Here is a 12,232-nt window from a genome sequence, read left to right as displayed (position 1 = left end):
AAGTTATTCATCACGGGCCGTAGCCTCCGCACTGATAGGGCCAGCGTATTCGGCCTTCAATCGACCATCCTGGTCCAGAAGCCAGGCATCCATGACCTGACGCACGACGGGGGCGGCAACGCCGGAGCCGGACTCACCGTTCTCGACCATCACCGACACCACGATTTTCGGGTTGTCGGCCGGGGCAAAACCGACGAACAAGGCGTGGTCGCGGTGGCGCTCCTGAACCTTGGAGCGGTCGTATTTCTCACCCTGCTTGATGGCTACCACCTGAGCCGTACCGGACTTGCCGGCGATCCGGTATTGCGCACCGATCGCCGCTTTGCGCGCGGTACCCCGGGCACCGTGCATCACCTGCTGCATGCCGTGGTTGACCTTGTTCCAGTCCGACGGATCGCGCAGGACAATATCCGGCATCGGGTTCTGGTCCACCGGTTTCGCGCCTTCGATGGTCTTGGCCAGATGCGGCCGGTTCCAGACGCCTTTGTTGGCCACCAGCGCGGTGGCCTGCGCCAGTTGCAGCGGCGTGGACTGCATGTAGCCCTGGCCGATCCCCAGAATCAGGGTTTCGCCGGGGAACCACGCCTGCTTGCGGGTTGCGCGCTTCCACTCGCGGGACGGCATCAGGCCCGGCGACTCTTCGAACATGTCCAGCGAGACCTTCTGGCCAATGCCGAACTTGTTCAGGTAGGCCGATAGCCGATCGATGCCCAGCTTGTGCGCCAGGTCATAGAAGTAGGTGTCGTTGGAACGCATGATCGCCGTGTCGAGGTCGACGAAGCCGTCACCGGTGCGGTTCCAGTTGCGGTATTTGTGATCGTAGTTGGGCAGCATGTAGTAGCCGGGGTCGAACACCCGGCTTGACGCCGTCACCACACCGGCATCAAGGCCAGCAATCGCCACCGCCGGTTTGATCGTCGAACCCGGCGGATACAGACCGCGCAGCACCCGGTTGAACAGCGGCCGGTCGATGGAATCGCGCAGCTCGGCATAGGCCTTGAAGCTGATGCCGGTGACGAACAGGTTCGGGTCGAAACTCGGCTGACTGACCATCGCCAGCACTTCACCGGTCTTCGGATCCAGCGCCACTACCGCACCACGACGCCCGCCGAGCGCGGCTTCCGCCGCTTCCTGCAGTTTGATGTCGAGGCTCAGGACGATGTCCTTGCCGGGAATCGGATCGGTGCGCTTGAGTACACGCAATACGCGACCCCGGGCGTTGGTCTCGACTTCCTCGTAACCCACCTGGCCGTGCAGTTCCGGCTCGTAGAAACGCTCGATACCGGTTTTGCCGATGTGATGGGTGCCGCTGTAGTTGACCGGATCGAGGGTCTTCAGCTCTTTCTCGTTGATCCGCCCCATGTAACCCACCGAGTGCGCAAAATGCGCGCCCTGCGGATAGTGACGTACCAGTTGCGCAACCACTTCCACGCCGGGCAGGCGGAACTGGTTTACCGCGATCCGCGCGATCTGCTCTTCGGTCAGCTCGAACAGGATCGGCACCGGCTCGAACGGCCGACGCCCCTGACGCATGCGTTTCTCGAAGATCACCCGGTCATCCGGCGTCAGCTGCAGCACTTCGACGATCACGTCGAGCACTTGTTGCCAGTCGCCGGAGCGCTCGCGGGTCATGCTCAGGCTGAAGCTGGGGCGGTTGTCCGCCACCACCACGCCGTTGCGGTCGAAAATCAGCCCGCGGGTCGGCGGAATCGGCTGCACATGGACGCGGTTGTTTTCCGAAAGCGTCGAGTGGTACTCGTACTGGATCACCTGCAAGTAGTACAGCCGCGCAATCAGCACGCCGATCAACAGCATGACCGCAACGGCCCCGAACACGACGCGACTGCGCACCAGGCGGGCGTCCTTTTCGTGGTCCTTGATGCGGATCGGCTGAGACATGAGGGCAGGACTACTTGTGGTAAGGGTGACCGGACAGCACGGTCCAGGCACGGTACAGCTGTTCGCCGATCAGGATCCGCACCAGCGGGTGCGGCAGGGTCAGCGGCGACAACGACCAGCGCTGATCGGCACGGGCGCAAACCTCCGGCGCCAGCCCTTCGGGACCGCCGACCATGAAGTTGACCGTGCGCGAATCCAGCCGCCAGCGATCGAGCTCGACCGCCAGTTGCTCGGTGCTCCACGGTTTGCCGTGGACTTCCAGCGTGACGATCCGCTCGTTCGGCCCGACCTTGGCCAGCATGGCTTCGCCTTCCTGGCGGATGAAACGGGCCACGTCGGCGTTCTTGCCACGGGTATTGAGCGGAATTTCCACCAGTTCCAGCGCCAGCTCGGACGGAAGACGCTTGGCATATTCATGCCAGCCTTCTTCCACCCACTTGGGCATGCGTGAACCGACGGCGATCAGTCGCAGTCGCACAGCAATCCCTTACAGCTGGTCTTTGTTGAGCTTGGTGAAATGCTCGTGGGTATTTTCCGGGCTGTGGTGCTTGGCGTCCGCCGCACGGCTTTGCTCGGCACCGGCCCACAGGCGCTCCAGGTCGTAGAACTGACGCGCCGAGGCGGTCATCATGTGCACGATTACCAGGTCCAGGTCCAGCAGCACCCAGTCGCTGTCGCCCTTGCCTTCTTCGCCCAGAGGCTTGGCGCCCTGCTTTTTCACTTCTTCACGGACCTTGTCCAGCATCGCGTTGATCTGGCGATTGGAGGTACCGGTGGCGATGATCATGTAGTCAGTGATGCTCTGCTTGTCGCGAACATCGATGATCTGGATGTCTTGCGCCTTGACGTCTTCCAGGGCTGCGACAGCAACCTTGACCAGCTCGTCGCCCTTGAGCGGCTCGTTGGTGTTGGCGACTTCCGGCAGCGGCGCGCTCTTGAACGTGCCTTTGCGCTTAACTTTGCTTACATCTTTGTCAGTCATATAAAACTCGTTTTGCTCATGTATTCGGCGGCTTGGCGATACGTGGATTCGTATCAGTGAAGCACGCCTTGTTCAGTTCGACGCACGGTACAGTCCGTGCGCATCGATATAGGCCAGGACCGCGTCGGGCACCAGGAAACGTACCGACTTACCGCTGGCCAGCAGTTGACGGATCTGGGTGGCGGAAACCGCGAGCGGTGTCTGCCAGACGAATGCAATCTGTCCGCTCGGCCCTTTCAGGGCCAGCGGGTCGCTCACCGAACGCGCTGCCAGCAGGTTGCGCAAGGCATCCGGCGGTTCGCTGTCGGCGTCCGGGCGCTGTAGCACCAGGATATGGCAATGCTGGAGCAACTCTTCCCAGCGGTGCCAAGTGGGCAGGCCGCAAAATGCGTCCCAGCCCAAAAGCAGAAAAACCTGGGTCTCGGCGGCCATTTCGGCACGCATCGACTCCAGGGTATCGATAGTGTAGGACGGTTTGTCCCGCTGTAATTCGCGGGCGTCCACCACCAGCGGCGCCACGCCGGCCACCGCACATTCAACCATTGCCAGCCGGTCCTGCGCCGACACCTGCGGCGTATCGCGGTGCGGCGGCCGGGCGCTGGGCATCATGCGCACTTCGTCGAGCAGCAGCGCTTCCGCCACTTCCAGCGCACCGCGCAAATGGCCGATGTGCACCGGATCGAACGTGCCACCCAGAACGCCGATGCGCCGGGGCTGATGTTCGCTGGCAGGCAGCGGCGCTGTCAGGTTGAGGTCGGTCAAGTCAGACCGTCGCCTGGCCACGCAACTGGCCATCACCGACCACGATGTACTTCTCGCAGGTCAGTCCTTCGAGGCCCACGGGGCCGCGGGCGTGCAGCTTATCAGTAGAAATGCCGATCTCGGCACCCAATCCGTATTCGAATCCGTCGGCAAAGCAGGTCGGGGTGTTGATCATCACCGACGCCGAATCGACTTCGGCGACAAAACGCCGGGTGTCCGCAAGATTTTCGCTGACGATCGAGTCGGTGTGGTGCGAGCCGTAATGGTTGATGTGTTCAATGGCCTGGTCCAGCCCGTCGACCACGCGGATCGACAGGATCGGCGCCAGATACTCGGTGTTCCAGTCGTCTTCGCTGGCGGCTAGCGCGTCGATGATCGCCCGGGTCCGCTCGCAGCCACGCAGTTCGACGCCTTTTTCGCGGAACTGCGTCGCCATGGTCGGCAGGAAATCCCTGGCAACTGTTTGATCGACCAGCAACGTCTCCATCGCACCGCAGATGCCATAACGATAAGTCTTGGCATTGAAGGCGATGCGTTGAGCTTTCGCCAGATCGGCGTGGGCACTGACGTAGACGTGGCAGATGCCATCCAGATGCTTGATCACCGGCACGCGGGCATCGCGGCTGATGCGCTCGATCAGGCCACGGCCACCGCGCGGCACGATCACATCGACGTACTCGGGCATGCTGATCATCGCGCCAACCGCGGCGCGGTCGGTGGTTTCGACCACTTGCACCACGGCGGCGGGCAATTCGGCCTCGGCCAGACCGCGCTGGATGCACGCGGCAATCGCCCGGTTGGAATGAATCGCCTCGGAGCCACCGCGCAGGATGGTCGCGTTGCCTGACTTCAGGCACAGGCTGGCGGCATCGATGGTCACGTTGGGACGGGATTCGTAGATGATCCCGATCACACCCAGCGGCACGCGCATCTTGCCGACCTGAATCCCGGACGGGCGAAAGCTCATGTCACGGATCGCGCCGACCGGGTCCGGCAGTGCCGCGACCTGGCGCAAGCCGACGATCATCCCGTCGATGCGCGCCGGGGTCAGTTCCAGACGCTCCAGCAGTGCCGGCTCCAGGCCATTGGCGCGACCGGCGGCAAGGTCCTGTTCATTGGCTGCGGCCAGCTCGGCGCGCGCAGCGTCCAGGGCATTGGCCGCGGCCTGCAGGGCGCGGTTTTTCTGCGCGGTGCTGGCACGGCCGATGACCCGGGAAGCTTCGCGGGCGGCGCGACCCAATCGGGTCATGTAGTCAAGAACGGACTCAGTCATGGTCTGCTGGGGTCTTGGCAAAGAGGAAAGCGGCAGATTATAGCTGTCGCGTCCCGGGACTAACAGCGGTGACAGGCGGATGGTCGAAATGGACTGCAATTTGCCGACGTTCAGCCGTAATTAAGCCGCGGATTGTTATCATCACGACCTCCTCCTTCTGGATAAACAGTGTTTGCCATGTCCAACCTGACCGTTCGCGCCACCGCCGAGCGCCTGCCACAGGGCCTTGCGGACGCTTTTTTCGACCGTGACGCACAAGTGCTGGCGCGCGATCTGCTCGGCAAAGTCATCCGCCATCGGGTCGGCGATCTGTGGCTCAGCGCCCGGATCATTGAAACCGAAGCCTATTACTGCGCAGAAAAAGGCAGCCACGCGTCCCTCGGCTACACGGAAAAGCGTAAGGCTTTGTTTCTGGATGGCGGGCACATCTATATGTATTACGCCCGCGGCGGCGACTCGCTGAACTTCAGCGCGCAAGGGCCAGGCAACGCCGTCTTGATCAAATCCGCGTATCCGTGGGTCGATGAAATCAGCGGGCCGGCGAGTCTGGCGCAGATGCTGCTGAACAACCCGGATGCGCAGGGTCGTCCGCGTCCGCCGCAAAAGCTCTGCGCCGGCCAGACCTTGCTGTGCAAGGCGCTGGGCTTGAAGGTGCCGGTGTGGGACGCCAAGCGCTTCGACCACGAACTGCTGCTGGTGGAAGACACCGGCCCGGCGCCCTCACAGATCATCCAGACCACGCGGCTGGGCATCCCCCAGGGCCGCGACGAACACCTGATGTACCGCTTCGTCGACGCCGATTATGCGCAGTGGTGCACGCGGAACCCGCTGCGCCGGGGTCAGGTCGAAGGCCGCGATTATTTCCTGCTGTAAATCCAACCCCGTGTAGGAGCTGCCGAAGGCTGCGATCTTTTGATCTTTTGATCTTTTAAAAAGCAAAGATCGCAGCCTTCGGCAGCTCCTACATGGGGATCATCAATGGTTTGGAGTTTTTTGGTATGGGCCCATGGCTCGATAGCGTGACCGGTTGGCTGGCCGCCAATCCGCAGTGGCTGGCGGCGGCGGTGTTCATTGTCGCCTTCGTCGAATGTCTGGCGATTGCCGGGATCATCGTGCCTGGCACGGTGCTGTTGTTTGCCGTGGCCGTCATGGCCGGCAGCGGCGCCTTGTCGTTGAGCGAAACCCTTTTGCTGGGCTTTCTTGGCGGGTTGCTGGGCGATGCGGTGTCGTATTACCTCGGCCGCCATTTCCATCAGAACATCCGCCGCCTGCCCGGACTGCGTCACCATCCGGAGTGGATGGCCGGCGCTGAAGCCTACTTCCAGCGCTACGGCGTCGCCAGCCTGCTGGTCGGCCGCTTCATTGGCCCGCTGCGGCCGATGCTGCCAATGGTCGCCGGGATGTGCGACATGCCCGTCCCGCGCTTTGCCGCCGTCAGCCTGCTGGCCGCAGCCGGCTGGAGCGTCGCCTACCTGCTGCCGGGCTGGGCCACGGGCGCGGCGATCCGCCTGCCGCTGCCGGAAGGTTTCTGGCTGCAGGCCGGGATTGTCGCCGGCAGCATCGCGGCGATGGTCGGCCTCAGCGTCAACAGCAGTTTGCGCCGGCATCGTCGGGCGACGGTCTGGATCAGCAGCATGAGCCTGTTGATACTGATCGGCCTGTTCGTTGGCTACCCACACCTGACCGCCCTCGATCAGGGGGTGATGACCCTGGTGCAGGAACATCGTCAGCCGATGCTGGATGAAATCGCCGTGACGTTCACCCTGATCGGTGAATTCCGCAACATGCTGATGTTCAGCGCCCTGCTTACCGGTCTGTTGCTGTTGTGCCGGCAATGGCGTCAGGCGATTTTCGCCGGTGGCACGCTGCTGTGCACCGCGCTGCTCAACACCGTCACCAAACAGTTTTTCGCCCGGGTACGTCCGGAAGTGCTGACTGATCCGTTGACCAGTTACAGCATGCCCAGTGGCCATGCCTCAGGTTCGTTCGCGCTGTTTCTGGTACTTGCGGTCCTCGCCGGTCGCGGCCAGCCGCCGCGCATGCGCCTGACCTGGCTGCTGCTCGGCTGTATTCCGGCGTTGTCGATTGCCTTGTCACGGGTTTATCTGGGAGCGCACTGGCCGACCGATATTCTGGCCGGTGCGATGCTCGCGGCGTGCGTGTGTGCGTCGGGTCTGTGGCTGAGCCAGCGGCAGACGCCGCTGCCGCCGATGCCGTACAAGATCTGGTGGCTGATTCTGCCAGCGCTGCTGGTGCTGTTCAGTCTGTTCGTGCTGCGTTATTTGCCGAACACCCTGCTGCGTTACGCCTATTGAAAAGCGAAAAGATCGCAGCCTTCGGCAGCTCCTACAGGTTCGGTTTCACATGCGTACGATGACGCGGGTGTGAGATGAAACCTGTAGGAGCTGCCGCAGGCTGCGATCTTTTCAATCAGGCGAACAGTTCGCCCTGCAGCTCATCCAGCAGCGCCTGGATCGCATCCAGCCGCTGCTGCGGATCGTCGAGTTGCAGCAGGTCGATCTTGTCTTCCTCGGCAAACGGCAGCAGATACGCCAACTGATTAGCCAGTGACTGCTGCCCCAGCGCCTCGTTGCCCATGTCCAACGCCTCGACCATCGGATGCTCGGCCAAGGCCTTGAGCAGCGCTACCAGATCGGCGTCTTCATCCTGCAACGGCTGCTCCGGCTCGTCGTCCAGCCACTCGACGTCGGCGAGAATCAACTGATCGCGCTGCACCTCGGTACGCAACACCGTGAAGCGGCGCCCGCCCTGCACCCGAATCCCCAGCAGACCATTGTCCTGCTGCTGGAAATCGGTGATCCGCGCTTCGCAACCGACCAGGGCGAAGCCTTCCGGCGCGACGCCGACTTCGTGGCCGTCGAGGATGCACACCACACCGAAACCGACGCCCTGCTTCATGCAGCGGCCGATCATGTCCAGGTAGCGCGCCTCGAAAATCTGCAAGTCGAGGTTGCAGCCGGGAAACAGCACTGTGTTCAGCGGGAACAGCGGCAGACTCATAGACATTTCCTTAAACCACCATCGACACCGCCAACGGCAGGAACACCGCCGTGGCCACGCCCATCAGACTCATCGCCAGCGCCGCAAAGGCGCCGCACTCATCGCTTTCCTGCAGCGCCACCGAGGTACCGACCGCGTGTGCAGTCATCCCCAGCGCCATGCCGCGCGCCTCCGGGCTGTGCACGCCAAGGCGGGTCAGCAGCGCCGGACCGAAGATCGCGCCGATCACCCCGGTGATCAACACGAACACCGCCGCCAGCGCCGCGACACCGCCGATCTGCTCGGCCACCAGCATGGCAATCGGCGAAGTCACCGATTTCGGCGCCATGGTCATCAGAATCATATGCTCGGCACCGAACCACCAGCCGAGCAACACGCCCATGCCCGTGGCGACCACCCCGCCTATCACCAGCGTAGTAAAAATCGGCCAGAACAATTGGCGGATACGCTTGAGGTTGAGATACAGCGGCACCGCCAGCGCCACCGTCGCCGGGCCCAGCAGAATGCTGAGGATCTCGGTGCTCTTGCGGTACTCGGCGTAGGTCAGGCCGCAGCCGACCAGCACGCCGATCAGCAATAGCATGGAGACCAGCACCGGTTGCAGAAAGATCCAGCGGGTTTTCTCGAACGCCGCCAGCACCAGTTGATAGGCACCGAGGGTGATGCCGATGCCGAACAGCGGATGATGAATCACCGAGGCCCACGCCCCTTGCCAGTCGAACAGCATCAGGACTCCTCCGACCGGTGCGTGTGGCGCTTGACCAGGCGCTGCATCAGCACCCCGGCGAAGGCCATCGACAGAATCAGCGACAACACCAGCGCGCCGACAATCGCCCAGAAATCTGCGGCGATATCTTTCGCATACACCATCACACCCACCGCCGGCGGCACCAGCAGCAGTGGCAGATAGCGCAGCAGACTGCCGGCCGCGAGATTCAACGGTTCACCGACTTCACCGCGAATGATCAGAAACCCCAGCAACAGCAGCAGGCCGATGATCGGCCCAGGCAGCACCGGCAACAGCAAATGGTTGAGTGCCGTGCCGAGCAGTTGGAACAGCACCAGCATGGTCAGGCCACGTAACAACATCAGACATCTCCCCGCGCAAGTCCCCGGCATTATAAGCACGCCAGCGCTATGGATCGGCATTCGCCAACAGCATGGTCGGTTGACCGGAGCAAATCGCCATGATGATCTACAGTGGTTCGCAGGGCGGGCGAATGCCCACCTGAAAAACTATAAAACCGATGAACCCAAGGAGAGTCTCAATGCCCTATGTTCCCGTTGCAGAGCTCAAAGATTATGTCGGCAAGGAACTCGGACGTTCCGAATGGCTAACCATCGATCAGGCGCGCATCAACCTGTTCGCCGAAGCCACCGGGGATTATCAGTTCATCCACGTCGATCCGGTCAAAGCCGCGCAAACGCCATTTGGCAGCACCATTGCTCATGGTTTCCTGTCGCTGTCGCTGATCCCGAAGCTGATGGAAGACATCCTCGTGCTGCCGCAAGGCCTGAAGATGGTGGTCAACTATGGGCTGGACAGCGTGCGTTTCATCCAGCCGGTGAAGGTCGATTCCAGGGTTCGGCTGAAGGTCGATCTGGCCGAAGTGACCGAAAAGAAACCCGGTCAATGGCTGCTCAAGGCCACCGCCACGCTGGAGATAGAGGGCTCGGAGAAACCGGCCTATATCGCCGAACCGCTGTCGCTGTGCTTCGTCTGAGGGTTCTGGATGCGAAGCAGCGCACGCTGTTTCGCGTCAACACTGCTTTTACCGGCTGCAATAGGTCACATAGCTGCGGCATACTCGGTCGCCTAATTGCCCGGATCCCGCTATGCGCCCACTCGCTACTCTTGCACCGCTTGCCCTGACCCTGATGCTCTCCGCGTGCGGCGACGGCGAATCGCTGTTGCCGCCGGACGCGCGCCTGCCGGACGGCGGACGCTATCGTGGCGAGCTGGTCAACGGCTTGCTGCAAGGCCAGGGCCGCGTCGACTACCCCAACGGCAGCTGGTACGCCGGGCAGTTCGACAAGGGTCAATGGCATGGCCAGGGTGAGTGGCACGGCAGCAATGGCGAGGTCTATCGTGGCCAGTTCCAGCAGGGACTGTTCGATGGCCAGGGCAGCCTGACCACCAACGCCAGCAGCTACACCGGCGGCTTCAAACAGGGCCGGCGCGATGGCGAAGGCACCCTCAAGGAAAACGCCATGACCTACCGTGGCGAGTTCAAGGCTGACCAGTATTCCGGGCTGGGCCGGCTGGAAATGGACGACGGCAGTTCCTATCAGGGCCAGTTCGCCCACGGCAAACCCAACGGCGAAGGCCAGCGCGGCGACGCCAGCGGCAATACGTTCAGCGGTCACTTCGTCAACGGTCAGCTCGAAGGCAACGGCACTTTCAACAGCGCCGACGGCGACATCTATGTCGGCGGCTTCAAGAACAGCCAGTTGCACGGCAAGGGCCGCTATGAAAACGCCGACGGCGATGTCTGGCTCGGCCAGTTCAAGGAAGGCGCGCTGACCGGCAAGGGCGAACTGATCGGCGCCGACGGCAGCCATTACACCGGTTACTTCAATGACTGGCGCTTCAGCGGTCAGGGTCGCTTGAACCTGTCCGACGGCAGTTTCTACATCGGCGGATTCGACAGCGACAGCTACTCCGGGCGCGGCACGCTGGTGCTGACCGATGGCAGCGTGCTCAGCGGCACCTGGATCAACGGCCAGCGCGTACGGGATGCCGATGGCAAGCTGTTGCCCGACACCCTCGAACTCGGCCTGCTGGCCCAAGGCCGCCTGCTGGATGACGCACTGGCCGCCGTGCCCGCCTCGACCCCGGCGGTGGAGCTGTACACCCTGACCCTGGGCGGCGACGGCAAGCAAAGCGTCTTTCTGCGCGAGGCCGACTACGTCGCCAACATGCTCACCACGCGTTTCGGTGCCTACGGCCAGATTCGTCTGGTCAACCACCGCGACCATCTCGCCGACCGGCCGATGGCCACCCGCGAAAACCTGCGCCGCGCCGCGCAGACCCTGGCCGAACGCAGCGGGCCGGAAGACCTGATCTTCATTTACCTGACGAGCCACGGCACCGCTGAACACGAACTGGTGCTCGATCAGCCGCGCATGGAGCTGGCCGACCTGCCCGCTGATGAACTCGCCGCTGTGCTCGCGCCGCTGAAAAACCGCGACAAGGTGATCGTGATTTCATCGTGCTACTCCGGCGGTTTCATCCCCGCGCTGAAAGATGAGCGTACCCTGATCATGACCGCCTCGCGGGCCGATCGGGTGTCGTTCGGCTGTTCGGAAGAAGCCAACTTCACTTACTTCGGCGATGCCTTGTTTGCCCAGGCGCTGAACCAGACCGACGACCTCGAACAGGCGTTCAAACTGGCCAAGGCCACGGTTGCCGAACGAGAACTGGCGGACAATTTCGAAGCCTCGGAGCCGCAGATCTGGGCGCCGAAAACCGTGCTGTCACATTGGCAACTGCTGCGCAAACAGCAAGCCCGAAAAGCGTTGCAAAGTGCTGCATTGAACGACGGAGCGATAAACAGCAACTAAGCTGAACAGTATCAAGGGAGAGACACTATGTACTTGACGCCTCAGCACGTATTGCTTGCCGGAGCCACCGGACTGACCGGTGAACACCTGCTCGACCGTTTGCTCAACGAGCCGACGATCACCCGCGTGCTCGCCCCGTCGCGGCGGCCGTTGGCCGAACATCCACACCTGGAAAACCCGGTGGGCGACCCCCAGGCGTTTTTGCCGCAACTCAGTGGTCGCGTCGATATCGCCTACTGCTGCCTCGGCACCACGATCAAACAGGCCGGCTCGGAAGCGGCGTTCCGCGCGGTCGATCTGGACATGGTCGTGGCATTCGCCAAACGCGCGCGGGAGATGGGCGCACGGCACCTGATCGTGATCAGTGCGCTGGGTGCCGATCCGCAATCATCGATTTTCTACAACCGCGTCAAAGGCGAAATGGAACAGGCGCTGCGCGCGCAGAACTGGCCGCAACTGACCATCTGCCGGCCGTCGCTGCTGCTGGGCGAACGCACCGAACCACGCCTGGCCGAGCAACTGGCCGGGCCGCTGTCGAAATTGATTCCCGGCAAATACCGCGGCATCGAAGCCTGCCAACTGGCGCGGGCGATGTGGCGGCTGGCGCTTGAGGAGCAGGATGGCGTGCGGATTGTCGAGTCGGATGAGCTGAGGAAGCTCGGCAAGTAATCACCTGCAATCCACAAAAATCTTTCGCGAGCAAGCTCGCTCCCACATTTGCACCGCGTCGC

13 protein-coding genes are annotated in these 12,232 nt (G+C 62.5%); 5 read left to right on the top strand and 8 right to left on the bottom strand.

Annotated elements, in window-relative coordinates; genetic code table 11:
- Positions 1–3: 3 nt before the first annotated feature.
- From mrdA to ACXR0M_RS22920, 5 genes are all read right to left on the bottom strand, one after another.
- On the bottom strand, positions 4–1,899 hold the full coding sequence (mrdA, locus tag ACXR0M_RS22940; RefSeq protein WP_458833960.1) for a penicillin-binding protein 2: 1,896 nt from the start codon (positions 1,897–1,899) through the stop codon (positions 4–6).
- Positions 1,900–1,909: 10 nt separating this feature from the next.
- A complete protein-coding gene (gene rlmH / locus ACXR0M_RS22935) occupies positions 1,910–2,377 on the bottom strand; it encodes a 23S rRNA (pseudouridine(1915)-N(3))-methyltransferase RlmH (protein WP_003185785.1) in 468 nt (155 codons plus the stop codon).
- Positions 2,378–2,386: 9 nt separating this feature from the next.
- Positions 2,387–2,881 carry a ribosome silencing factor gene (gene rsfS / locus ACXR0M_RS22930; protein WP_007960601.1) on the bottom strand — a complete coding sequence of 165 codons (495 nt, stop codon included), beginning with the start codon at positions 2,879–2,881 and terminating at the stop codon, positions 2,387–2,389.
- A gap of 72 nt (positions 2,882–2,953) precedes the next feature.
- Positions 2,954–3,676 carry a nicotinate-nucleotide adenylyltransferase gene (gene nadD, locus ACXR0M_RS22925; RefSeq protein ID WP_458833959.1) on the bottom strand — a complete coding sequence of 241 codons (723 nt, stop codon included), beginning with the start codon at positions 3,674–3,676 and terminating at the stop codon, positions 2,954–2,956.
- Complete coding sequence (locus ACXR0M_RS22920; RefSeq protein WP_458833958.1) at positions 3,645–4,916, bottom strand: glutamate-5-semialdehyde dehydrogenase; 1,272 nt, start codon at positions 4,914–4,916, stop codon at positions 3,645–3,647. Before ACXR0M_RS22920 ends, nadD begins: the two co-directional genes overlap by 32 nt.
- Positions 4,917–5,093: 177 nt before the next feature.
- Between ACXR0M_RS22920 and ACXR0M_RS22915 the strand changes: the two genes are divergently transcribed.
- Positions 5,094–5,789: a DNA-3-methyladenine glycosylase gene (locus ACXR0M_RS22915; RefSeq protein WP_458833957.1), complete on the top strand. Its 696-nt coding sequence runs from the start codon at positions 5,094–5,096 to the stop codon at positions 5,787–5,789.
- Positions 5,790–5,914: 125 nt separating this feature from the next.
- Positions 5,915–7,231, top strand: coding sequence for a bifunctional DedA family/phosphatase PAP2 family protein (locus ACXR0M_RS22910; protein ID WP_458833956.1), 1,317 nt, complete (start codon positions 5,915–5,917; stop codon positions 7,229–7,231).
- 115 nt (positions 7,232–7,346) lie between these two features.
- Here the strand turns inward: ACXR0M_RS22910 and ACXR0M_RS22905 are convergent, their stop codons facing one another.
- The 3 genes from ACXR0M_RS22905 to ACXR0M_RS22895 are packed head-to-tail and all read right to left on the bottom strand — an operon-like array spanning position 7,347 to position 9,026.
- The gene (locus ACXR0M_RS22905; protein WP_458833955.1) at positions 7,347–7,937 is read right to left on the bottom strand and encodes an LON peptidase substrate-binding domain-containing protein; all 591 of its coding nucleotides are present in this window, start codon (positions 7,935–7,937) and stop codon (positions 7,347–7,349) included.
- Between the two features lie 10 nt (positions 7,938–7,947).
- Positions 7,948–8,664 carry an LrgB family protein gene (locus ACXR0M_RS22900; protein WP_458833954.1) on the bottom strand — a complete coding sequence of 239 codons (717 nt, stop codon included), beginning with the start codon at positions 8,662–8,664 and terminating at the stop codon, positions 7,948–7,950.
- Positions 8,664–9,026: a CidA/LrgA family protein gene (locus ACXR0M_RS22895; RefSeq protein WP_458833953.1), complete on the bottom strand. Its 363-nt coding sequence runs from the start codon at positions 9,024–9,026 to the stop codon at positions 8,664–8,666. The genes ACXR0M_RS22900 and ACXR0M_RS22895 overlap by 1 nt, the downstream gene beginning before the upstream one ends.
- A 179-nt stretch (positions 9,027–9,205) precedes the next feature.
- On the opposite strand from ACXR0M_RS22895, the gene ACXR0M_RS22890 reads away from it, so the two are divergent.
- The 3 genes from ACXR0M_RS22890 (at position 9,206) to ACXR0M_RS22880 (ending at position 12,170) form a co-directional block, all read left to right on the top strand.
- Complete coding sequence (locus ACXR0M_RS22890; protein ID WP_458833952.1) at positions 9,206–9,661, top strand: MaoC family dehydratase; 456 nt, start codon at positions 9,206–9,208, stop codon at positions 9,659–9,661.
- 112 nt (positions 9,662–9,773) lie between these two features.
- Positions 9,774–11,501, top strand: a complete 1,728-nt coding sequence (locus ACXR0M_RS22885) for a C13 family peptidase (RefSeq protein ID WP_458833951.1) — start codon at positions 9,774–9,776, stop codon at positions 11,499–11,501.
- A 27-nt stretch (positions 11,502–11,528) separates the two neighbouring features.
- A complete protein-coding gene (locus ACXR0M_RS22880) occupies positions 11,529–12,170 on the top strand; it encodes an oxidoreductase (protein WP_458833950.1) in 642 nt (213 codons plus the stop codon).
- The last annotated feature ends 62 nt before the right edge of the window (positions 12,171–12,232 follow it).

It is taken from the genome of Pseudomonas sp. Eth.TT006 (genome assembly GCF_054456575.1).
This window is presented reverse-complemented; position numbering and strand designations above follow the sequence as displayed.

What these genes read in the sequence shown, in the direction of transcription:
- mrdA (WP_458833960.1), bottom strand. Translation starts at nt 1,899, where the DNA reads ATGTCTCAGCCGATCCGCATCAAGGACCACGAAAAGGACGCCCGCCTG.
- rsfS (WP_007960601.1), bottom strand. Translation starts at nt 2,881, where the DNA reads ATGACTGACAAAGATGTAAGCAAAGTTAAGCGCAAAGGCACGTTCAAG.
- nadD (WP_458833959.1), bottom strand. Translation starts at nt 3,676, where the DNA reads ATGGCCAGTTGCGTGGCCAGGCGACGGTCTGACTTGACCGACCTCAAC.
- ACXR0M_RS22920 (WP_458833958.1), bottom strand. Translation starts at nt 4,916, where the DNA reads ATGACTGAGTCCGTTCTTGACTACATGACCCGATTGGGTCGCGCCGCC.
- ACXR0M_RS22915 (WP_458833957.1), top strand. Translation starts at nt 5,094, where the DNA reads ATGTCCAACCTGACCGTTCGCGCCACCGCCGAGCGCCTGCCACAGGGC.
- ACXR0M_RS22910 (WP_458833956.1), top strand. Translation starts at nt 5,915, where the DNA reads ATGGGCCCATGGCTCGATAGCGTGACCGGTTGGCTGGCCGCCAATCCG.
- ACXR0M_RS22905 (WP_458833955.1), bottom strand. Translation starts at nt 7,937, where the DNA reads ATGAGTCTGCCGCTGTTCCCGCTGAACACAGTGCTGTTTCCCGGCTGC.
- ACXR0M_RS22900 (WP_458833954.1), bottom strand. Translation starts at nt 8,664, where the DNA reads ATGCTGTTCGACTGGCAAGGGGCGTGGGCCTCGGTGATTCATCATCCG.
- ACXR0M_RS22895 (WP_458833953.1), bottom strand. Translation starts at nt 9,026, where the DNA reads ATGTTGTTACGTGGCCTGACCATGCTGGTGCTGTTCCAACTGCTCGGC.
- ACXR0M_RS22890 (WP_458833952.1), top strand. Translation starts at nt 9,206, where the DNA reads ATGCCCTATGTTCCCGTTGCAGAGCTCAAAGATTATGTCGGCAAGGAA.
- ACXR0M_RS22885 (WP_458833951.1), top strand. Translation starts at nt 9,774, where the DNA reads ATGCGCCCACTCGCTACTCTTGCACCGCTTGCCCTGACCCTGATGCTC.
- ACXR0M_RS22880 (WP_458833950.1), top strand. Translation starts at nt 11,529, where the DNA reads ATGTACTTGACGCCTCAGCACGTATTGCTTGCCGGAGCCACCGGACTG.